This window comes from Arthrobacter sp. K5, from assembly GCF_040448525.1.
GTDB lineage: Bacteria > Actinomycetota > Actinomycetes > Actinomycetales > Micrococcaceae > Arthrobacter > Arthrobacter globiformis.
Genome location: NZ_CP159279.1, coordinates 1,243,785 through 1,264,402, shown reverse-complemented (window position 1 = coordinate 1,264,402; position 20,618 = coordinate 1,243,785). Strand labels below are relative to the sequence as shown.

Sequence of the window (20,618 nt, the reverse complement as noted above, 5' to 3'; positions counted from 1 at the left end):
GAGCAGGGACTGCAGATGGCCGAATTGACCATCAACGCCGACGACGTCCGTAATGCGTTGAACGAATTCGCGGCGTCCTACGAACCCGGAAACGCAGAGCGCGTAGAGGTCGGCCGTGTGACCACCGCAAGTGACGGCATCGCCCGTGTTGAGGGCCTTCCCTCGGTCATGGCGAACGAGCTGCTTCGCTTCGAAGACGGCACCCTGGGCCTCGCCCAGAACCTCGACGTGCGCGAGATCGGTGTCATCGTACTTGGTGACTTCACTGGCATCGAAGAGGGCCAGGAAGTCCACCGCACCGGACAGGTTCTGTCCGTGCCGGTCGGCGACGCCTTCCTCGGCCGCGTGGTGGACCCCCTGGGTGTGCCCATCGACGACCTCGGCGAGATCAAGGCCGAGACCACCCGTGCTCTGGAACTCCAGGCACCGGGCGTTACCCAGCGCAAGTCTGTGCACGAGCCGATGCAGACCGGCCTGAAGGCAATCGACGCCATGATTCCGATCGGCCGCGGCCAGCGCCAGCTGATCATTGGTGACCGCCAGACGGGCAAGTCCGCTATTGCCATCGACACGATCATCAACCAGAAGGACAACTGGGCTTCCGGTGACGTGACCAAGCAGGTCCGCTGCGTTTACGTCGCGATCGGCCAGAAGGCTTCGACGATCGCAGCAATCCGCCAGACCCTTGAGGACAACGGAGCGCTCGAGTACACCACGATCGTTGCCTCCCCGGCTTCTGACCCGGCCGGCTTCAAGTACCTTGCCCCCTACGCCGGTTCGGCCATCGGCCAGCACTGGATGTACGGCGGCAAGCACGTCCTGATCGTGTTCGATGACCTGTCCAAGCAGGCCGAAGCCTACCGCGCCGTGTCGCTGCTGCTCCGCCGCCCGCCGGGACGCGAAGCCTACCCGGGCGACGTCTTCTACCTGCACTCCCGCCTCCTGGAGCGTTGTGCCAAGCTCTCCGATGAGCTTGGCGCCGGTTCGATGACCGGCCTTCCGCTCATCGAAACCAAGGCAAACGACGTTTCGGCCTACATCCCGACCAACGTGATCTCCATTACCGATGGCCAGATCTTCCTGCAGTCGGACCTCTTCAACGCCAACCAGCGTCCCGCTGTTGACGTTGGTGTCTCGGTGTCCCGCGTTGGCGGTGCCGCCCAGGTCAAGTCCATGAAGAAGGTCTCCGGTACCTTGAAGCTGGACCTCGCCCAGTACCGCGACATGCAGGCGTTCGCGATGTTCGCATCGGACCTCGATGCCGCATCCCGCCAGCAGCTGACCCGCGGTGCGCGCCTGATGGAACTGCTCAAGCAGGGCCAGTACTCGCCGTTCCCGGTCGAGAACCAGGTTGTGTCCATCTGGGCCGGTACCCAGGGCTACCTGGACGACGTTCCGGTTGAGGACATCAGCCGCTTCGAGTCCGAGTTCCTGGAGCACCTCAAGCACAAGTCCTCGATCCTCACGACGCTGGCGCAGACCAACGTCCTGGACGATGACACCGTGGCAGCACTGAAGACCGCCATCGTGGACTTCAAGAAGGGCTTCTTCGGCGAGGGCGACGACAAGCTGGTAGGCGCAGGCCACGAGGAGCATGAAGCTATCTCGGAGGGTCAGGTCGACCAGGAAAAAATCGTCAGGCAGAAGCGCTAGTTTCGCTGGCAGGGACTGCCGGAACCCTTCGGGGGTCCGGCAGTCCCGGCCATCGGGATCTTAGGAAAGGATAAGTATGGGAGCCCAGATTCGGGTCTACCGTCAGAAGATCAGCTCGACGACGTCGATGCGCAAGATCTTCAAGGCGATGGAACTGATCGCTACCTCGCGCATCGGCAAGGCCCGCGCCAGGGTAGCAGCTTCACTGCCTTACGCGAACGCGATCACGCGCGCTGTTTCCGCCGTCGCAAGCCAGAGCGAAATCGACCACCCCTTGACCACCGAGCCGGAGAACATCCGCCGGGCCGCCGTCCTGGTAATTACCTCGGACCGCGGCCTCGCAGGCTCGTACTCCGCCAGCGTGCTCAAGCAGGCCGAAGGCCTGAACGAACTGCTCCGTGCCGAAGGCAAGGAAGTCAAGACGTATCTGGTGGGCCGCAAGGCGCAGGCTTACTTCGATTTCCGGAACCGTCCTTACGGACGCGTCTGGACCGGCAACACCGATGCCCCTGAGTTTGCCACGGCACAGGAAATCGGCGCGGCACTGCTTGAGGACTTCGCCATTGATTTCGAAGAGGGCGGCGTGGACGAGATCCACGTTGTGTACACCCGCTTCAAGTCCATGGTGACCCAGGAGCCGACCGTCATCCGACTTCTTCCCCTCGAAGTCGTGGAAGAGCAGGCGACGTCCGAATCGGAACTGCTGCCGCTTTACGAATTCGAACCGGAGCCGGAACAGGTGCTCAACGCGCTGCTGCCGCGCTACATCGAATCCCGTATCTTCGCGGCCATGCTGCAGGCAGCGGCTTCCGAGCTTGCTGCCCGCCAGCGGGCGATGAAATCCGCCGGCGACAACGCCACGGACCTCATCAAGAAGTACACGCGTCTGCGCAACACCGCCCGCCAGGCAGAGATTACGCAGGAGCTTTCCGAAATCGTGGCCGGCGCCGACGCACTCGCGTCGTAGCCGGACCGGTCCCGGACCCCTGCAACAAAAGATAAACTTAACCCCACGCCATCTACGAGTGAAGTGAGAGAGATGACTGCCACCGCTACCGAACACGTAGCAGCCACGGCCGGTGCCACCGGCCGTATCGCACGTGTTATTGGCCCGGTTGTCGACGTCGAATTCCCGGCTGACGCAATCCCCTCGATTTACAACGCACTCACCACCGAGATCACTCTCAACGGTGAGACCAAGACCATCACGTTCGAGACCTCCCAGCACCTGGGTGACAACCTCGTCCGCGCTATTTCCCTGCAGGCCACCGACGGCCTGGTCCGCGGCACGTCCGTGGTGGACAGCGGTTCCCCGATCACCGTGCCTGTTGGCGACGGCGTCAAGGGCCACATCTTCAACGTCCTCGGCAAGCCGCTGGACGTCGACGAGTCCGAGATCCAGGCTTCGGACCACTGGCCGATCCACCGCAAGGCCCCGTCCTTTGCATCCCTCGAGGGTTCCACCGAGATGCTCGAAACGGGCATCAAGGTCATCGACCTTCTCACCCCGTACATCAAGGGTGGAAAGATCGGCCTGTTCGGCGGCGCCGGCGTGGGCAAGACCGTTCTGATCCAGGAAATGATCACCCGTGTTGCCCGCAACTTCGGTGGTACTTCCGTGTTCGCCGGTGTCGGCGAGCGTACCCGTGAAGGTAACGACCTCTGGGTTGAAATGGAAGAGGCAGGGGTCCTCAAGGACACCGCCCTTGTGTTCGGCCAGATGGACGAGCCGCCGGGAACGCGTCTGCGCGTGGCACTGTCCGCCCTGACCATGGCGGAGTACTTCCGCGATGTCCAGAACCAGGACGTGCTGCTCTTCATCGACAACATCTTCCGCTTTACGCAGGCTGGTTCCGAGGTTTCCACCCTGCTGGGCCGCATGCCCTCCGCTGTGGGTTACCAGCCGAACCTTGCCGACGAGATGGGCCTCCTCCAGGAGCGCATCACGTCCACCAAGGGCCACTCCATCACCTCGATGCAGGCCATCTACGTCCCCGCAGATGACTACACCGACCCGGCACCGGCCACGACGTTCGCACACCTGGACGCCACCACGGAACTTTCCCGTGAAATCGCCTCCCGTGGTCTGTACCCGGCTGTGGACCCGCTGACGTCGACGTCCCGAATCCTGGACCCGCAGTACATCGGCAAGGACCACTACAACACGGCTGTCCGTGTGAAGCAGATCCTGCAGAAGAACAAGGAACTCCAGGACATCATCGCCATCCTCGGTGTCGACGAACTGTCCGAAGAGGACAAGATCGTCGTGTCGCGTGCGCGCCGTATCCAGCAGTTCCTGTCCCAGAACACCTACACCGCCAAGCAGTTCACGGGCGTTGAGGGCTCCACCGTTTCCATCAAGGACACCGTGGAAGGCTTCGCGGCGATCTGCGACGGCGAACTCGACCACATTGCAGAGCAGGCGTTCTTCAACGTCGGTGGCCTGGATGACGTTGAGCGCCAGTGGGCCAAGATTCAGGAACAGACCAAGTAATATGGCTGAGCTTGAGGTTGAGATTGTCGCAGCGGACCACTTCGTGTGGTCCGGGGCGGCCAAGATGGTCAAGGCCCGCACCAGTGATGGTGAGATCGGAATCCTGCCCGGCCACTCGCCCGTGCTGGCGATTTTGGCCGAGGGACAGCTGGCAATCGAGCCGGTTACCGGCGACCGCATTGCCGTAGATGTCGACGGCGGGTTCTTCTCCGTCGACAACAACCGGGTGGTCATTGTTGCTGACAACGCCCAGCTGGGTGACGCGGCCACTGCGGGGATCCGATAGCACAACCCTGATGGACGTTTCTTCCTTTCCGTTCATCGCCATAGCAACCGTGTTTGCGGTGCTGATTTTTACGCTGTGCCTGTTTGGGGTGCGCCGCTTCAACCTGCGGCGCGCCCTCGGCACGGTGGACGCCTCCATTCGTACGGCTGGAAAAAGCTGGCGGATGGGGGTTTGTCGTTATCAGGACAATGAACTTGAGTGGTTCAAACTCCTGTCGCTGAGCGTCCGGCCCCGCCACCGCTTCAAACGGAGCTCGCTTGAGCTGCTGGGCCGGCGCCAGCCCACGGAGGCGGAGCTGGTCAAGGTGCAGCCCGACGTCGTGATCGTGGAGCTTCGCTACGAGGGCCAGGACGTCTTCCTGGCCATGAAATTCGACGCCTACACGGGCCTGTCCTCGTGGCTGGAAGCCGGGCCGGTCATCGGCGTGGGGACCTGGCGCTAAGGCCGCCGTGAATGTTTCAAGACCTGAAAATATTAGTGACACAAAAAATGATCCCCGGCACGAATGCCGAGGATCATTTGTTTTGGAACCAATTAGACGACGGTTACGCCCGTAGCCTGGGGGCCCTTGGCACCCTGGCCGATTTCGAACTGAACGCGCTGGTTCTCGTCGAGGGTCTTGAAGCCGCCGGTCTGGATCTCGGAGTAGTGAACGAAGACATCGCCATCGGAGTCGTCCGGGGTGATGAAGCCGAAGCCCTTTTCAGCGTTGAACCACTTGACGGTTCCCTGTGCCATTTATTTCTCCTCAGTATGGAACTTTTTAAGGCCAGCACACCTCGTACTGGTCTTGGTTACTCCGCGAGAAGAATCCTGGCCTGCACCCCCGATAACCGGAATTGCGTTGCAGGAGCTTCGCGCTCGCAACATGTCTTGCGAGCATGAAAAACACCTACACAAAGACTGATACAAGAATTTCATGGGCAAACCGTCTGGTCAACGGGCAAAACGCGAATTCCGACAAATTTTGGGCAAATCCCGAGTAAACGCCTGATCACCCCATGGCTACGGACCCGTACTGTCAGAAAAGCCGGGATTCGATGTCGTCCACGCCCCGCATCGCGTCGTAATCCAGGGTCACGCAGTCAATGCCGCGGTCCGTCGCGAGCACTCTTGCCTGAGGCTTGATTTGCTGGGCGGCGAATATGCCTCGCACCGGCGCCAGCAGCGGATCCCGGTTCAGCAGTTCCAGATACCGCGTCAGCTGCTCCACGCCGTCGATGTCGCCGCGGCGCTTCAGTTCAATGGCCACCGTTGCGCCGCCGGCATCTCGGGCGAGGATGTCCACGGGCCCGATGGCGGTGAAGTACTCCCGCCGGATCAGGGAGAACCCTTCGCCGAGGGTTTCGATCTGGTCAGCGAGGAGCCGCTGCAGGTCTGCCTCGACGCCATCCTTGATCAGGCCGGGGTCGTGCCCCAGTTCATGGGAGCTGTCGTGGATCTGCTCATGGATGTTGATGATGAGCCTGTCGTCGGTCTTGGCCGACTGCACGGTCCACTGCTCGACGACGCCAACTTCGACGTCGGCGTCCTCCGGGGAGGTGACGCGGAGAACGGCGGGCGGGCTCATCCAGTTCAGGGGCTTGTAAGAGCCGCCGTCGGAGTGCACCAGCACGGAACCGTCGGCCTTCACCAGCAGGAGCCGGGTGGCGAGGGGGAGATGGGCTTTGAGCCGGCCAACATAATCAACGGAGCAACGGGCTATGACGAGACGCACGCCCTACACCATACCTTCTCCGCAGAAGCCCCTGCAGTTTCTGTCCCAGCAACGTGCAGTAGCACGGTGTCATCCGGGGCGGGGCAGGGCCGCCGGCTAAGGCAGAATGGAGGCATGCCCCGCTCCAACCGTCCCCGCCGCTCCAAATCCGGGCGCGGTGCGGCCGGCAATGGCCTGGGCGGTGGAAAGCACGGCGCAGGTCCCGCGCCGGAACTTGACCTGGAACGGGCCCGGGCGGGATTCGCCCGCAGGGAAAGTGCGCCGGACGGCGACTGGATGGTGCGGGCCATGACGGCCCGCAATGCCGAAAAGACGTACATCTGCCCGGGCTGCTCCACCGCTGTGCTGCCGGGAATCGCCCACCTTGTGGTCTGGGCTGACGACCATCTGTTCGGAGCTGCCGCGGGGCTGGCCGAGCGGCGCCACTGGCACACCAACTGCTGGACGTCCCGCAACTTCCGGTACCGGTAACGCACAGTGACCCGTGCCCTTGGCAACCCGGCCGGAAGATAAGCTGGTGCGCATGACTTTTGACCCGGCGTCGTACGTTTTCAGCCAGCCATCAGCAGCCACCGCGATCCGCGCCTCCACGGTGCTTCCCGCCCGGCGCGAGAACGTCGAAATCCGCACCGAGGACGGCCACACACTGGTGGGCGAACTGGCGCTGCCGGAGTCGGGCCCGGTCACTGCCACGCTGATCACCCTGCACCCGCTGCCCACGCACGGCGGCTTCATGGATTCCCACGTATACCGCAAGGCGTCCTACCGGTTGCCGGCACTGGCAGGGGTGGCCGTACTGCGCTTCAACACCCGGGGCACGTCCTCGCCGCGCGGCACCAGTGACGGAGCGTTTGAAGAAGGCATCGGCGAACGGTACGACGTGGAGGCGGCGGTGCGCTTCGCCGTCGAACGGGGGCTGCCCAACCGCTGGCTCGTGGGCTGGTCCTTCGGCACCGAACTCGCCCTCATGTACGGCGCCGTGGAACCGGTGGCATCCCAGGTGGAGGGCGCCGTGCTGCTGTCCCCGCCGCTGCACCGCGCCACCGACGAGCACCTGCGGCAGTGGGCGGACGCCGGCAAGCCCCTGACGGTCCTGGTGCCCGAGCACGACGACTACCTCCGGCCCGCCGCCGCAGAGGCGCGGTTCGGCCTTGTGCCGCAGGCCAGGGTGGTGGGGGTCGACGGCGCCAAGCACCTCTGGGTGGGGGAAAAGCAGGCCGCCCGCGTGCTGAACGAGATCGTCGACGACGTCACGCCCGACGGCTCGGGAGCCGCAGGCCTCCCGCAGGAGTGGGAAGGCCCGGTGGCGACCGCCGCCGTCTAAGCTCGTGCTGGCCTGTGCCTAGTGCTTGTCCTGGCGGACGATGTAGATCTCCTTGATCAGCAGCAGGGTGGCAGCCGCCGTCGGGATGGCAATGAGTGCCCCCAGGACGCCGAGCAGGCTGCCGCCGGCAATCACCGAGATGACGGCGACGGCGCCGGGCACTGCCACGGCCTTCTGCATGATGCGCGGCGAGATGAAGTACGCCTCGAACTGCAGGTAGGCGAAGTAGCAGATGGCGTACGCCAGGGCGGACTGCCAGCCCAGCGTCAGGGTGATCAGGATGACCACCACGCCGGCGATCAGTCCGCCCACCAGTGGAATAAAGGCCAGCAGCGCCACGACGAAGGTCAGCAGCACGGCGAACGGCACGCCGATGATCGACATGACGATGAAGGCGAAGGTGGCGTTCAGGAGGGCGACCACAGCCTGGCCGATGACGTAGTTGCCCACAGAGCGGGTGATCTCCTCGGACAGCGCCTCGACGCGTGCCCGCCGGGACCGCGGCGCCAACCGGTAGCCCCACTTCTTCATCGCCGGCAGGGCGGCCAGGAAATACAGGCTGAGCACCAGCACGATAAGCGTGCCGAAGAGGCCGTTGGCCACCGTTGACCCGAAACCGAGGACGCCGCCGAAGATGCCGCTCATGGCCTCCGGGTTCTTGACGAACTTGTCCAGCTCCTCGCTGATGCGGTCGCGGACGCCGAACTGGTTGTCCAGGGTCCGGAAGAAATCGGAGTTGATGAAGTCCCGCACCCACACCGGGGCCTGCTTCACCAGCTCGGTCACCTGCTCGACGATCGTGGGGATGAGGGTGGCAAAGAAACCGACCACCGCGATCATCAGCACGGACACGGACACGAGGATGCCGGCGGGCCGGGGGATCTTCCGGCCCTCCAGCCAGCGCACCACCGGGTCCAGGCCGAGGGCGATGAACAGGGCGGCCACGATCCACAGCAGGAGCTGGGTGGTGTGGGAACCGATCCAGTAGACCAGGAGGGCCAGGCCCACGCCCACGGTGCCCATAAACCCCAGGTACAGCGGGTGCTGGGCCGAGATGCGGGGCCCGGGGGAACCGAAGCGTGCGGTGTCCTCGGGTAGCTCTGCCTCGACGGTGTCGGGATGCTCCGGCGGGAACTCGAACCGGAGCCTGGGCTGGGCGCCGGGGATTGGCTGGCGAAGGCGCCGCAATACCGCGCCCAGGGCAGCTGGCCGGCCTTTTGTCTTGTGGGTCATGTGCGGTGGTGCGGGCTGCGGCGCGGTGCCCGGTGCTGCCGCCTTGTGTGCAGCAGTGTCCGGCGAAGCCGGCGGGCCCTGGGGGGAGTCGGCGTCGGGCAGATCTTCGGGGCCGTGCATGGACGGATCCGTGTGTTCAGTCACTGCTCTTTGATGCCTTTACCGTCCGTGGCGCCGCGGCTGCGGGCCGGGTGTGATGATCATCGCAAACACTATCAGCAGCCTTGTGAATAGCCGGGCGGGCGGCGTCTCCCGGGGGTGGCGGCGGAGCTCCCGAACCCCCCGATCCGGCTTATTGGTAACGAAACGGTTACTATTGGAGGTAAACCCCCGCTGATGATAGGTATTCCTTTGCGTTTCAAGACTGCAGTTGCACTTGTGCTGCTCGGCCTCCTGACACTGCTGGCCGGCATCGGGCAGAAGACCTTCTGGGCCCCCGCCGAGACAGTGACGGCAACGGCTTCCGCCGGCGAAGCCGCGCCCCTGACCGTTATCGACCAGAAGCTGCGCACCCTCGAGGGTGGAACGGTCAGCATCAAGATCAAGGGCGAGGGCAGCTTCCTGCTCGCGGCAGGACGCCCGGATGACGTCGACGCCTGGGTGGGCAAGACCGCCCACAACAGGGTCACCGGAATCTCCGACGACAAGAAGTCGCTGCAGGTAAAGCACACCGACGGCGAAGCCAGCGCGCCGTCGCCGGCCGGCTCTGACCTCTGGGTCAGCACCGAGAACGCCAGCGGCGAGCTTGACTACACCTGGTCCGCCCCGGCCGACGGCGACTGGTCCCTGCTGCTCGCTGCGGACGGAAAGAAGCCCGCGCCGTCGTCCGTTTCCATGACGTTCCCCAATGACACCTCCATGCCCTGGGCCGTGCCTCTCATGGTCCTCGGCGGACTCCTGGTCCTTGCCGGCGGAGCACTGCTGGTCCTCAAGCCCAAGGGCGGGGCGTCCCGCGACGGCGGGTCATCCGACGCCGGGTCCTCAACCAACGGACCCGCTGGCAAGGCCAGCGACAAACTGGGCAGCCCGTTCGCCCGGCGCGCCCGCGCCAAGGCGGCAGCCAAGGCCGGCGAACGGTCCTCCTCCGCCCGGCTCAGCGTGGTGGTTGCGGCCACCACCGCCGCAGTCCTTGCCGGCGGCGCTGCTGCCGCGCAGGCCAGCACGTCGTCTGCCCCGGCCTCCACGTCCGCGGCACCCGCCACGAGCGCGGCCGCGGCCGCCGAGGCCGGCGGCACGCCCGTGGTCCTGGACGCCCAGTTCCGCCGCATCCTGGAACAGGTGGCCAGCGCCACCGACGCCGGCGACGCCGCGAAGGACGCCAAGAAGCTTGCCGCCCGCGTCGCCGGGACGGAACTCGAGGTCCGCACCCAGAACTACAAGATCAGGTCGCGTGTGGCCTCCTACGACGCACGCATGCCCGTGCGTTCCACGAAGCTGCTGACCACGGTGGTCACGGACAAGCGCGAATGGCCGCGCTCCGTCCTGGCCGTCACCCAGGGTGAAGGAAACGTCGTGCCGCAGCTGCTCACGCTCGTGCAGAAGTCCCCGCGGGAGAACTACAAGCTCGTGGGCACGTCGCCGCTGCAGCCCGGCACCACATTCCCGGCGATCGTACGCGGCGGCACCGAGTCGCTTGCCGCGGGCGACAAGTCCGGCCTGCTTTACAGCGGGCAGGAAGCGCTCGCCGGCCTGGCGGACCGGCTGACCAAGTCCAACTCCACGTTCAAGAGCAAGCTGGTGGAAGGGGAGTCCTCCCCGTACATCGCGGACACGCTCTCCTACCAGGCTGACATTGTGAAGGACGGCGTGGACGGCAAGTTCGCGTTCACGCACAAGGTCGTTCCGGAGAACACAGTCGTGTTCCGCACGGAGGACGGCGGGGCCCTGGTCCTCGGCCGCCTGACCTTCAACTTCGATGGCACCCCCAAGGCGGAAGGCGACAAGCTGTCCATCGGCAACGATGCGGCCGTCCTCGCCGGCGGCAAGGAAACCACCACCGGCATGGTGCTGAAGTTCGCCGAGTCCGTGGCCGTGTACGTGCCGCCGGCTGACTCGAAGGATCCGATGAAGCTCGTGGCCGCCACGCGCGGACTGGTTGGCGCCAGCTTCAAGTAGCGTCAAGTAGGCAACGGCTTTCCGTAAACCTGCCGTCACTGGAGCGGCCGCGGTGCTTACCGCGGCCGCTCTTGTGGCTAGAGTGGGAGCTATGAGTTCGCCAGCTTCCCGCCCTGTCCCTTCGGCCGCGAGCCAGCTTAACCTTCGCGGCGCAGTCGATCTCTCCTCCCTCAAGCAGCGGCCGGCGCCGCCGGCGCCGAACAATGCCCCCGCGGCAGGTGACCCCCAGGCCCAGCGGGCGGACGGCGGTCCCGCCCTCCGGGTGGAGGTCACCGAGGCAAACTTCCAGAGCCTTATCGAACTGTCCGCCCAGGTGCCTGTGGTGTTTCTCCTCTGGGCCTCCTATTCGCCCGAATCGGCCGGCGTGCTGGATGCGCTTGACCGGAACATCCAGAGCTACGGCGGCCGGCTGGTCCTCGCCGCTGCGGACGTCGAAGCGTTCCCGCAACTGGCTCAGGCCTTCCAGGTGCAGGCCGTCCCCACGGCCGTCGCCGTGCTCAAGGGCCAGCCGGTTCCGCTCTTCCAGGGTGGCGCGGACGAGCAGCAGATCCGCCCCCTGCTGGACGAACTGCTGACGGTTGCCGCAGCCAACGGGGTGACCGGCAACGTCGGGGGCGGCGCAGATTCATCGGAAGAACCCGCCCCGGCCCCGCTGCCGCCGCTTCACCAGAAGGCCTTCGACGCCATTGAAGACGGCGACTACGCTGCTGCGGCCGTTGCCTACCGGCAGGCGCTCGCCGAGATGCCGGCGGACGCCGAGGCCAAGGCAGGCCTGGCGCAGGTGGAACTCATGGAACGCCTGCAGAGCCTTTCCGGACCCGAGGGCGAGGCCCTGCGCCAGCTCGCCGCGGATGAACCCGACAACCTCACCGCCCAGCTGGGCGTGGCCGACCTCGACATCGCCGGTGGCCACGTGGAGGATGCCCTGAACCGCGTGGTCGCGTTCATTGGCAGGAACTTCGGGCCGGAACGCGAGACCGCCCGCGTGCGCCTGCTCGAGCTGTTCGAAGTTGTCGGGACCACGGACGAACGCGTGGGCAAGGCCCGCCAGGCCCTGGCGCGGGTGCTGTTTTAGTGGCGGTGCCCGCACTGTTCCAGCCTCTGAAGCTGCGGTCCCTGGAACTGCAGCACCGCGGCTGGGTTTCGCCGATGTGCCAGTACAGCTGCGAACCCGACGGAGCCGCCGGGGTGCCCAACGACTGGCACCTCATGCACCTCGGGTCGTTCGCCGCCGGGGGAGCGGCCCTCATCCTGACCGAGGCTGCGGCAGTGAATGCCGCGGGGCGCATCAGTCCGCGGGACGCGGGACTGTACAACGACGAGCAGGCGCTGGGCTGGGAGCGGATCGTCAGCTTCGTGCACCGCCACGGTGTCGCCGACACCAAGATCGGTGTGCAGCTCGCCCATGCAGGACGCAAAGCGTCGACGTACTGGCCGTTCTCCGGCCGGAGCGGGTCGGTTCCGGCGTCCGACGGCGGCTGGGAGACGGTGGGTCCGGGCCCTCAGGCCTTCGACGGCTACGCGCCGCCCGCCGCCATGACGGAGGATGACATCCGGGGCGTCATCGCCGACTTTGCCGCCGCAGCGTCCCGTGCCGTGGACATCGGCTTCGACACCATCGAACTGCACGGTGCCCACGGATATCTCCTTCACCAGTTTCAAAGCCCCCTCATCAATGACCGCACCGACTCCTGGGGCGGCACTGCGGAAGGGCGGAGCCGGCTGACCCTGGCCGTCATCGACGCGGTCCGCAACGTCATCCCGGAGTCCATGCCACTGCTGCTTCGCATTTCGGCAACCGACTGGGCAGAGGGCGGAATCAGCGTCGAGGACTCGGTGAGCCTGGCTGCGCAGGCCGCCGCGCGGGGCGTGGACCTCGTGGACGTGTCCAGCGGCGGGGCGGTGGCACACCAGCAGATCCAGCCGGGACCGGGCTACCAGACGGAATTCGCGGCCCGGATCCGCCGCGAAACAGGAGTCGCCACCGGCACCGTGGGGCTCCTGACGTCCCCGGACCAGGCGGAGCATGTGGTGGCCACCGGACAGGCCGACGGCGTCTTTATCGCCCGGGCGGCACTGCGAGATCCGCACTGGTGGCTCCGGGCCGCCTTTGAACTCGGCCACAACCTGCGCTGGGCGCCGCAGTATGAACGGGCCGTGCCGCGCCGTTCCTTTTGACGGGCGGCCGTACCGGGTTTCTACTCCTTCCGGAGGATCCCCCCGGTGACAGGCCGCGGCTAGGGTAAGTGCATGAGCACTCCCCTAATAGCCCTCTCGATCAGGGGGCTTGCCAAGCGCTTCGGCACCAAGATCGCGGTGGACGGCATCAGCCTCGACGTTCCAGCCGGTTCCTTCTTCGGCATCGTCGGGCCCAACGGCGCCGGCAAGACCACCACACTCTCCATGGCCACGGGCCTTCTCCGCCCGGACTTCGGCACGGCGGTGGTCCACGGGGTGGATGTCTGGGCGCAGCCGCTGCAAGCCAAGAAGCTGATGGGTATCCTGCCCGACGGGGTGCGGCTCTTTGACCGGCTCAGCGGCGAGCAGCTGGTCACCTACGCCGGGCTGCTCCGGGGCATGGACCGGGACGTCGTGGCCGCCCGGGTGGGGGAGCTGCTCGCAGCTTTGGACCTCAGCCAGGACGCGGGCACCCTCGTGGTGGATTACTCCGCCGGCATGACCAAGAAGATCGCGCTGGCCTCCGCGCTGATCCACGCGCCAAAGATCCTGGTGCTGGATGAGCCCTTCGAATCCGTGGATCCCGTCTCCGCGGCCAACATCAGGGACATTCTGGACAGGTATGTGGCCACGGGCGGCACCGTGATCGTGTCCAGCCATGTGATGGACCTCGTGCAGCGGATGTGCGACCACGTGGCCGTGATTGCCGGCGGCCGGATCCTGGCCGCCGGAACGGTCGACCAGGTGCGTGCCGGCGCCACCCTGGAAGAACGGTTCGTGCAGCTCGTGGGCGGCAGGAGCCAGACGGAGGGGCTCGAATGGTTGCGCACCTCCTGAGGCTGAAGCTCACGCTGCTCCGGAACGGCCTGCGGCGGAGCCCCTGGCAACTGGTGGGGCTGGCGTTCGGCGGACTGTATGCGCTCTTCATCGTCGGCATGTGCGTGGTGCTGCTGGTCCTGCTCCGGCAGCAGGACCCGGGCCTGGCCCAGACCGTCGTGGTGCTGGGCGGCTCGGCGGCCCTGCTGGGCTGGGGAATTGTGCCGGTCATTGCCTCGGCCGTGGACATGACGCTGGACCCTGCCCGGTTCACGACGTCGGCCGTGCCCATGCCGCAGCTTCTGGCCGGCCTCGCGCTCGGCGGCCTCATCGGGCTTCCGGGCCTGGCCACCTTTATCGTCGCCCTGGCCACCGTGGTCACCTTCTCCCGCGGTGTCCTGCCAGCTGCGGGCGCGCTCGTTGGCGCGGTCCTTGGCGTGCTGACCTGCGTGGTGTTCTGCCGGGTCGTCACTGCGGCGACGTCGAGCCTGGCGGCCTCACGGCGGTTCAGGGACGTCAGCGGCATCGCCTTCATGGTTCCCCTGGTTCTCCTGGGTCCGATCACCGCGGGCATCTTCCAGGGCATGGCCGGTTCCGGGGCCTTCCTGGCCGACCTGGCCGGCAGGATTTCCTGGACGCCGCTGGGGGCTGCCTGGTCGCTGGGCGGCGATCTCGAAGCCGGACGGCCGGGCGCGGCGGGACTCAAGCTGCTCATTGCCGCGGCTACGCTGGCGGGCCTTTCCTGGTGCTGGAAGCTGCTGCTGGAACGTGCCCTGGTCACGCCGCCCTACAGCGGAAGCAGCCGCCGGAAGGGCGGGCGGCTGGGGCTGTTCTCCCTTCTGCCCGCGACGCCGGCCGGTGCCGTCACGGCACGGGCCCTGACCTACTGGTTCCGTGATCCCCGGTATTCCGGTTCGCTGGTGGTCATTCCGCTGCTGCCCGTTGTACTGGCTTTCCAAGGCAGCCAGACCAACGACTACGGCGTTCTGATGATCACCGGTCCGCTCACGGCGTTCCTCCTGGCGTGGTCCATTTCGGGGGACGTGTCCTACGACAACACCGCTTTTGCCCTGCACGTCGCCGCCGGTGTGCGGGGAGTCCATGACCGGCTGGGGCGCGCGCTGGCCTGTCTGGCGTTCGCGCTGCCCACGGTGGTGATCCTCGCCGTCGTGCCGTTCTTTATCACGGCCGACTGGGCGTGGTGGCCTTCCATCCTCGGGATGTCCGTGGGAGTGCTGCTGACCGGGCTGGGCCTGTCATCCGTGGTGTCCGCCCGTTACACCATTGCCGTGCCGCTTCCCGGCGACAGCCCGTTCAAGAAGCCCCCGGGAAATGTGGGGCAGACACTCGCCGTCCAGTTCGGCGGAATGGGTGTCCTTCTGGTGCTGGTCCTCCCGGAGGCCGGCCTGGCCCTCGCGCAGGTGCTCACCGGAGACCCGTTATTTGGCTGGATCAACCTGGCACTGGGGCCCGTCCTGGGCACTGCACTGTTCATTGTGGGGGTCCGGCTGGGCGGGCGGTGGCTCGATGCCCGCGGCCCGGAGCTGCTGGCCCAGGTCACTGTCAACCGCTGAGAACAGCCAGCGGCTGAATTCATCTGCCGGGCGGCGGCCCGCCGTGGTTGACTAGCAGGACAGCCGAGAGAAAGGCCGAAAATGGAGGTCGTCATACTTCCGGGCGGCAGGCAGATTGCCTCCCTCGTCGCGGACGCAGTGGAGAACATGCTGCGGAACAAGCCCGACGCCGTGCTGGGGCTTGCCACGGGATCATCGCCGCTGCCGGTCTACGACGAACTCGCCCGGCGCCACGAGCAGGCCGGCCTGGACTTCAGCCGTGCCTGCGGATTCACTCTCGATGAGTACGTCGGGCTGGAACCCGGACACCCGGAGTCCTACCGGGAGGTGATCCGCCGCGACTTCGCGGACCGGGTCAACATCGACCCGGACAATGTCCTCGGACCGGACGGAAGCGCCACGGACATCCCTGCGGCCTGCCGTGCCTACGAGGACCGGATCAGGGAGCGCGGCGGCATCGATCTGCAGCTTCTGGGCCTAGGCACCGACGGGCACATCGGCTTCAACGAGCCGGGGTCGTCCCTGGCATCCCGCACCCGGATCAAGTCGCTCATCGAGCAGACCCGGCGCGACAACGCCCGCTTCTTCCGCAGCCTGGACGAGGTTCCACACCACGTGGTGACCCAGGGGCTGGGCACCATTCTCGAGTCGCGGCACGCCATCCTGCTGGCCACGGGAGCCCAAAAGGCGCAGGCCGTCCACGACCTGGTGGAGGGACCCCTTGCCGCGATCTGCCCTGCCTCGGTCCTGCAGCTGCACCCGCATGCCTCCATCGTGTTGGACGAGGCCGCGGCGTCGTCACTGAAGCTCGCCGACTACTACCGGCACACCTACGAGCACAAACCGGCGTGGCAGGGCCTCTGACCGGAACCTGCGCCCGGGTCCTCCCGCGGCCGCACCTGCGGAACGGCTAAGATGGATGCCATGAGTAGCATGACGGATCCTCTCGACAACGACCCCATGCGTGAGCTTTCCGGCGCCGGATCGTCCACCGCAACGATTGAGCGCGAGGAACTGCGCCAGGAAGTGGAGCCCGGCGACCGTGAGCGCTTTGCACATTACGTGCGCAAGGAAAAGATCATGGAGTCCGCCATGACCGGCGAACCGGTGATCGCGCTGTGCGGCAAGGTCTGGACGCCCGGACGGGATCCGCAGAAGTTCCCGGTCTGCCCGATGTGCAAAGAGGTCTATGAGGGCCTCCGCCCGGGCAACGACGGCGGCAGCGGGTCCGGCGGAGACTCAGGCAACAACAAATAGTGACGGAGACACTCTTCGGCGGACCCACCCTGCCCCCGGCTTATCCGGAACGTGCAGCCTGGGGAACCGCCCCGAAGCTCCGTGCCTGGCAGCAGGAAGCCCTGGACCTGTACTTCAGCAAGGCTCCGCGCGATTTCATGGCCGTGGCCACCCCCGGTGCCGGCAAGACCACCTTTGCTCTCAGGGTGGCCTCCATGCTGATCGAGGCCGGCACGGTGAACCGCGTCACCATCGTCGCGCCCACCGACCACCTGAAGCGGCAGTGGGCTGACGCTGCCGCGCGCGTCGGCATCGCCATTGACCCGAACTTCAAGAATTCGGACGGCCAGCACGGCCGCGGGTTCATCGGCGTGGCCGTGACCTACGCGCAGGTGGCCAGCAAGCCCATGCTGCACCGGGCCAAGACCGAGGCCGCCCGCACCCTGGTGATTCTCGACGAAATCCACCACGGCGGAGAGGCGCTGTCCTGGGGCGACGGTCTCCGCGAGGCCTTCGACCCCGCGGCCCGGCGGCTGTCCCTGACCGGTACGCCGTTCCGGTCGGACACCTCGCCCATTCCGTTTGTGGAGTACACCGAGGACCGCGAGGGCATCCGCCGCTCCAAGTCGGACTACACCTACGGTTACGGCAACGCGCTGCGTGACCACGTGGTGCGTCCGGTCATCTTCATGGCGTATTCGGGCCAAATGCGCTGGCGCACCAGCGCCGGCGACGAGATGGCCGCCTCCCTCGGCGAGGCGGCGGTCACCAAGGACATCACGTCACAGGCCTGGCGGACCGCCCTGAATCCGGCCGGGGAATGGATTCCCGCCGTCCTGGCAGGAGCGGACAAACGGCTCAGCGAGGTCCGGCGGTCCGTTCCCGACGCCGGCGGCCTGGTGATCGCCACCGACCACGAGGACGCCCGGGCGTACGCCGGCCAGCTCAAGAAGATCACGGGCGAGTCGCCGACGGTGATTCTCTCTGATGATGCCAAGGCCTCCAACAAGATCGAGGAGTTCAGCGCGGGCGACAAGCGCTGGATGGTGGCCGTGCGCATGGTGTCCGAAGGCGTGGACGTGCCGCGCCTTTCGGTGGGCGTCTACGCCACCTCCACGTCCACTCCCTTGTTCTTCGCCCAGGCCGTGGGGCGCTTTGTGCGTTCCCGGAAGCGGGGCGAGACGGCCTCTGTCTTCCTCCCGTCCGTTCCCCAGCTGATGGCGCTGGCCAACAGCATGGAAGCCGAGCGGGACCATGCCCTGGACCGGCCGCAGAACGATGACGGCGACGGCCTGATGGACCTCGAAGAGTCGCTGATGGACGAGGCGAACCGCGAGGAAAAGGCCTCGGACAGCCTGACCAAGGGCAAGTTCGAGGCCCTGGATTCGCAGGCGTCCTTCGACCGCGTGCTGTTCGACGGCGGCGAGTTCGGCACCGGAGGCGACATCGGCTCCGAGGACGAACTCGACTTCCTCGGCATCCCCGGCCTGCTGGACGCCGAACAGGTGGGCATGCTGCTGCGCCAGCGGCAGCACGAGCAGCAGGGCCGGAAGAAGCGCCAGGGCCCCGCAGCTGAGCCCGCCGCCCCTGCAGTGCCGGACCACCGGATGCTGATGGACCTGCGGAACGAGCTTGCCAAGAACGTGGCGGCCTGGTCTGCGCGGACGGGCACCCCGCACGGGGTGGTGCACACGAAGCTCCGGACTGTTTGCGGCGGGCCTCCCGTGGCACAGGCGAACGAGGAGCAGCTCCAGTCCAGGCTGAAAAAGCTGCAGGACTGGTTCATCGGCAGGAAATAGCGGGGCGGGGACCTACTCGAGGTCCACGCCGCCCAGCTCCATTTCGGCGTAGGTGTCGTCGAGGTCATCGGCGATGCCCGCTGTCAGCCTCTTGATCACGGTGACGGAGTAGCCGGCCTGGACCGCATCCAGCGACGTGGCCATGACGCAGTGGTCGGTGGCGAGGCCCACCACTACGACGTCCTCCACATCGTGGCTCTGCAGCCAGTCGTCGAGGCCGATCGCGTCCTCCTCCGGTGCGTACCCGGGGTCGGCCGCTCCGGGCAGCGAACCGGGCTGCCGTTCGCCGGTGGGGACGGCGTCCTCCGGCGCCAGCAGGCCCTCGAACCCGGAGTAGGCCGCGGTGTACAGCCCCTTGTGGAAGTACGCCTGGATGTGTTCGGTGTCGAGCTCCGGATGGAGCTCGGCGCCCTGGGTCCCGGCGACGCAGTGCGGTGGCCAGGTGTCCTTGAAGTCCGGGGCTTCCGAGAAATGGGCGCCCGGATCGATGTGCCAGTCCTGCGTGGCCACGATGTGGTCGAACTGGCCGTGGTGGTTCTCGACGTACTCGCTGATGGCCCCGGCCACGGCGGCCCCGCCCTCCACCGGCAGCGCGCCGCCCTCGCAGAAATCGTTCTGGACGTCAACGATGATGAGTGCCCGTGCCATCAGTTGTCCTCAGTTCTCTTCGTAGATTGTGGGGATCGCCGGCTCGCCGCGGTGCAGGCGGTGGACCACCGTCGGCAGCTCGGCCAGCGAATCGGCGTGGCGCTGCCGCGCCCGCAGAACCCCTTCGTGGCCGGTCCAGCCCGGCAAAAGTTCGCCGTTCTTGATGAACTGCTGCAGTAGCGTCCGGTCGTTGCCGTCGTCCGCCGGCCGGTGACCCACTCCGATGAGCTCCTGGGTGGCCGTACCGTTGTCGTTGAGCCGGCGGAGGGCGTACTTCCGCCCGCCCTTGCTCGTCTTGTTCTTGGCGGCTTTGGCCACAGAGACGAACTCCCCGGCATCGTTGGTCCGGCTGACCAGCTTGTAGACCATGCTGGCGGTAGGTGCCCCGGAGCCGGTCACGAGGGAGGTGCCCACCCCGTATGAGTCAACGGGGGCGGACTGCAGTGCCGCAATCGCGTATTCGTCCAGGTCCGAGGTCACCGTGATGCGGGTGTGCTCGTTGCCCAGGTCATCGAGGAGTTGCCGGACCCACTGCGCCTGCTCCACCAGGTCGCCGGAGTCCAGCCGCACGGCGCCCAGCTTGTCCCCGGCGATGTCAACGGCCGTACGGACGGCGGCCTCGACGTCGTACGTGTCCACCAGCAGCGAGGTGCCGGCCCCCAGGGAGGCGACCTGCGCCTCGAAGGCGTCCCGCTCGGTGTCATGGAGGAGCGTGAAGGAGTGCGCGGCGGTGCCCACGGTCTTGAGCCCGTACCGCAGCCCGGCCTCAAGGTTTGAGGTGCTGTCGAACCCGGCGATGACGGCGGCACGGGCGGCAGCAGTGGCTGATTCCTCCTGCGTCCGCCGGGACCCCATCTCGATGCAGGGCCGCTGGCCGGCGGCCATCACCATGCGGGAGGCCGCCGAGGCGATGGCGCTGTCGTGGTTGAGGACGGACAGGATGTACGTCTCCAGGATGCACGCCTCGGCGAACGTTGATTCGACGATCAGGATGGGGGAGTTGGGGAAGTACGCCTCGCCCTCGGCGTAACCCCAGATGTCGCCAGTGAAGCGGAAATCGGCCAGGTAGTCGAGGGTCTCCTTGTTAACCACGCCGGTGCGCGCCAGGAATTCGAGCTCCTCCTCGCCGAACCGGAACGCCATGATGCCGTCCAGCAGCCTGCCCGTACCCCCCACAATCCCGTAGCGGCGCCCGTCCGGGAGCCTGCGCGCGAACGCCTCGAACACGGCCTTGCGGTGCGCGGCGCCGGAATGGAGGGCCCCCTGCAACATGGTCAGCTCGTAATGGTCGGTGAACAGGGACGTGCGGGGCTGCTCCCAGCGGGCGGAGTTACTCACAAAAATCACTCTAGTCCCCACCGGCTCCCACGTCTCGCTTCGCTTCGCCGCGGGGCCCTCGCCGGCGTGGGCCCACCACCGGCTCCCACGCCTCGACTCGCTTCGCCGCGGGGCCCTCGCCGGCGTGGGCCCACCACCGGCTCCCACGTCTCGCTTCGCTTCGCCGCGGGGCCCTCGCCGGCGTGGGCCCGGCATCGCCATAGAATG

The 20,618-nt window shown here is 66.5% G+C and carries 20 protein-coding genes; 15 read left to right on the top strand and 5 right to left on the bottom strand.

The features are described 5' to 3' along the window. Positions 1-15 precede the first annotated feature (15 nt). From atpA to ABRP34_RS05620, 5 genes are all read left to right on the top strand, one after another. Entirely contained in the window at positions 16-1,653 is a 1,638-nt protein-coding gene (gene atpA / locus ABRP34_RS05640; protein ID WP_003804771.1) for a F0F1 ATP synthase subunit alpha, read from the top strand. Positions 1,654-1,729: 76 nt separating this feature from the next. Then, a complete protein-coding gene (locus ABRP34_RS05635; RefSeq protein ID WP_003804770.1) occupies positions 1,730-2,620 on the top strand; it encodes a F0F1 ATP synthase subunit gamma in 891 nt (296 codons plus the stop codon). Positions 2,621-2,692: 72 nt separating this feature from the next. Continuing rightward, a complete protein-coding gene (gene atpD / locus ABRP34_RS05630) occupies positions 2,693-4,147 on the top strand; it encodes a F0F1 ATP synthase subunit beta (protein ID WP_003804769.1) in 1,455 nt (484 codons plus the stop codon). A gap of 1 nt (position 4,148) precedes the next feature. Continuing rightward, complete coding sequence (locus ABRP34_RS05625) at positions 4,149-4,433, top strand: F0F1 ATP synthase subunit epsilon (RefSeq protein WP_003804768.1); 285 nt, start codon at positions 4,149-4,151, stop codon at positions 4,431-4,433. Between the two features lie 10 nt (positions 4,434-4,443). Continuing rightward, positions 4,444-4,875: a DUF2550 domain-containing protein gene (locus tag ABRP34_RS05620; RefSeq protein WP_003804767.1), complete on the top strand. Its 432-nt coding sequence runs from the start codon at positions 4,444-4,446 to the stop codon at positions 4,873-4,875. A gap of 92 nt (positions 4,876-4,967) precedes the next feature. Here the strand turns inward: ABRP34_RS05620 and ABRP34_RS05615 are convergent, their stop codons facing one another. After that, positions 4,968-5,171, bottom strand: a complete 204-nt coding sequence (locus ABRP34_RS05615) for a cold-shock protein (protein ID WP_003804766.1) — start codon at positions 5,169-5,171, stop codon at positions 4,968-4,970. 283 nt (positions 5,172-5,454) lie between these two features. Then, positions 5,455-6,150: an endonuclease NucS gene (gene nucS / locus ABRP34_RS05610; protein WP_003804765.1), complete on the bottom strand. Its 696-nt coding sequence runs from the start codon at positions 6,148-6,150 to the stop codon at positions 5,455-5,457. Between the two features lie 114 nt (positions 6,151-6,264). Here nucS and ABRP34_RS05605 point away from each other — a divergent pair, with 114 nt between their 5' ends. Together ABRP34_RS05605 and ABRP34_RS05600 are read left to right on the top strand one after the other, a co-directional pair. Then, positions 6,265-6,621, top strand: coding sequence for an ATP/GTP-binding protein (locus tag ABRP34_RS05605; protein ID WP_353712535.1), 357 nt, complete (start codon positions 6,265-6,267; stop codon positions 6,619-6,621). A 52-nt stretch (positions 6,622-6,673) separates the two neighbouring features. Continuing rightward, positions 6,674-7,474: an alpha/beta fold hydrolase gene (locus tag ABRP34_RS05600; RefSeq protein ID WP_353712534.1), complete on the top strand. Its 801-nt coding sequence runs from the start codon at positions 6,674-6,676 to the stop codon at positions 7,472-7,474. An 18-nt stretch (positions 7,475-7,492) separates the two neighbouring features. Here ABRP34_RS05600 and ABRP34_RS05595 read toward each other — a convergent pair whose 3' ends face one another. After that, a complete protein-coding gene (locus ABRP34_RS05595; RefSeq protein WP_139023396.1) occupies positions 7,493-8,707 on the bottom strand; it encodes an AI-2E family transporter in 1,215 nt (404 codons plus the stop codon). A 336-nt stretch (positions 8,708-9,043) separates the two neighbouring features. Between ABRP34_RS05595 and ABRP34_RS05590 the strand changes: the two genes are divergently transcribed. The 8 genes from ABRP34_RS05590 (at position 9,044) to ABRP34_RS05555 (ending at position 18,425) form a co-directional block, all read left to right on the top strand. Then, positions 9,044-10,822 carry a hypothetical protein gene (locus tag ABRP34_RS05590; RefSeq protein ID WP_353712533.1) on the top strand — a complete coding sequence of 593 codons (1,779 nt, stop codon included), beginning with the start codon at positions 9,044-9,046 and terminating at the stop codon, positions 10,820-10,822. Between the two features lie 91 nt (positions 10,823-10,913). Then, entirely contained in the window at positions 10,914-11,897 is a 984-nt protein-coding gene (locus tag ABRP34_RS05585) for a tetratricopeptide repeat protein (RefSeq protein WP_353712532.1), read from the top strand. Between the two features lie 5 nt (positions 11,898-11,902). Continuing rightward, positions 11,903-13,000 (top strand): NADH:flavin oxidoreductase/NADH oxidase, encoded by a 1,098-nt coding sequence (locus ABRP34_RS05580; RefSeq protein ID WP_043419640.1) that lies wholly within the window; start codon positions 11,903-11,905, stop codon positions 12,998-13,000. Positions 13,001-13,072: 72 nt separating this feature from the next. Then, a complete protein-coding gene (locus ABRP34_RS05575; RefSeq protein WP_003804756.1) occupies positions 13,073-13,837 on the top strand; it encodes an ABC transporter ATP-binding protein in 765 nt (254 codons plus the stop codon). Further along, the gene (locus ABRP34_RS05570) at positions 13,819-15,390 is read left to right on the top strand and encodes a transporter (RefSeq protein ID WP_353712531.1); all 1,572 of its coding nucleotides are present in this window, start codon (positions 13,819-13,821) and stop codon (positions 15,388-15,390) included. Before ABRP34_RS05575 ends, ABRP34_RS05570 begins: the two co-directional genes overlap by 19 nt. An 81-nt stretch (positions 15,391-15,471) precedes the next feature. Then, a complete protein-coding gene (gene nagB / locus ABRP34_RS05565) occupies positions 15,472-16,254 on the top strand; it encodes a glucosamine-6-phosphate deaminase (RefSeq protein ID WP_353712530.1) in 783 nt (260 codons plus the stop codon). A gap of 51 nt (positions 16,255-16,305) precedes the next feature. Next, on the top strand, positions 16,306-16,647 hold the full coding sequence (locus ABRP34_RS05560; RefSeq protein WP_043419568.1) for a DUF3039 domain-containing protein: 342 nt from the start codon (positions 16,306-16,308) through the stop codon (positions 16,645-16,647). After that, a complete protein-coding gene (locus tag ABRP34_RS05555; protein ID WP_003804747.1) occupies positions 16,647-18,425 on the top strand; it encodes a DEAD/DEAH box helicase in 1,779 nt (592 codons plus the stop codon). The genes ABRP34_RS05560 and ABRP34_RS05555 overlap by 1 nt, the downstream gene beginning before the upstream one ends. A 12-nt stretch (positions 18,426-18,437) precedes the next feature. Here ABRP34_RS05555 and ABRP34_RS05550 read toward each other — a convergent pair whose 3' ends face one another. Next, positions 18,438-19,073 carry an isochorismatase family protein gene (locus ABRP34_RS05550; RefSeq protein ID WP_003804746.1) on the bottom strand — a complete coding sequence of 212 codons (636 nt, stop codon included), beginning with the start codon at positions 19,071-19,073 and terminating at the stop codon, positions 18,438-18,440. A gap of 9 nt (positions 19,074-19,082) precedes the next feature. Further along, positions 19,083-20,411 carry a nicotinate phosphoribosyltransferase gene (locus ABRP34_RS05545; protein ID WP_043419637.1) on the bottom strand — a complete coding sequence of 443 codons (1,329 nt, stop codon included), beginning with the start codon at positions 20,409-20,411 and terminating at the stop codon, positions 19,083-19,085. Between the last annotated feature and the right edge of the window lie 207 nt (positions 20,412-20,618).

Coding starts and splice junctions, on each gene's coding strand:
- ABRP34_RS05590 (WP_353712533.1), top strand. CDS start 9,044: ATGATAGGTATTCCTTTGCGTTTCAAGACTGCAGTTGCACTTGTGCTG.
- ABRP34_RS05635 (WP_003804770.1), top strand. CDS start 1,730: ATGGGAGCCCAGATTCGGGTCTACCGTCAGAAGATCAGCTCGACGACG.
- nagB (WP_353712530.1), top strand. CDS start 15,472: ATGGAGGTCGTCATACTTCCGGGCGGCAGGCAGATTGCCTCCCTCGTC.
- ABRP34_RS05600 (WP_353712534.1), top strand. CDS start 6,674: ATGACTTTTGACCCGGCGTCGTACGTTTTCAGCCAGCCATCAGCAGCC.
- ABRP34_RS05585 (WP_353712532.1), top strand. CDS start 10,914: ATGAGTTCGCCAGCTTCCCGCCCTGTCCCTTCGGCCGCGAGCCAGCTT.
- atpD (WP_003804769.1), top strand. CDS start 2,693: ATGACTGCCACCGCTACCGAACACGTAGCAGCCACGGCCGGTGCCACC.
- atpA (WP_003804771.1), top strand. CDS start 16: ATGGCCGAATTGACCATCAACGCCGACGACGTCCGTAATGCGTTGAAC.
- ABRP34_RS05560 (WP_043419568.1), top strand. CDS start 16,306: ATGGATGCCATGAGTAGCATGACGGATCCTCTCGACAACGACCCCATG.
- ABRP34_RS05570 (WP_353712531.1), top strand. CDS start 13,819: ATGGTTGCGCACCTCCTGAGGCTGAAGCTCACGCTGCTCCGGAACGGC.
- ABRP34_RS05605 (WP_353712535.1), top strand. CDS start 6,265: ATGCCCCGCTCCAACCGTCCCCGCCGCTCCAAATCCGGGCGCGGTGCG.
- ABRP34_RS05615 (WP_003804766.1), bottom strand. CDS start 5,171: ATGGCACAGGGAACCGTCAAGTGGTTCAACGCTGAAAAGGGCTTCGGC.
- ABRP34_RS05625 (WP_003804768.1), top strand. CDS start 4,149: ATGGCTGAGCTTGAGGTTGAGATTGTCGCAGCGGACCACTTCGTGTGG.
- ABRP34_RS05575 (WP_003804756.1), top strand. CDS start 13,073: ATGAGCACTCCCCTAATAGCCCTCTCGATCAGGGGGCTTGCCAAGCGC.
- ABRP34_RS05620 (WP_003804767.1), top strand. CDS start 4,444: ATGGACGTTTCTTCCTTTCCGTTCATCGCCATAGCAACCGTGTTTGCG.
- ABRP34_RS05550 (WP_003804746.1), bottom strand. CDS start 19,073: ATGGCACGGGCACTCATCATCGTTGACGTCCAGAACGATTTCTGCGAG.
- ABRP34_RS05595 (WP_139023396.1), bottom strand. CDS start 8,707: ATGACCCACAAGACAAAAGGCCGGCCAGCTGCCCTGGGCGCGGTATTG.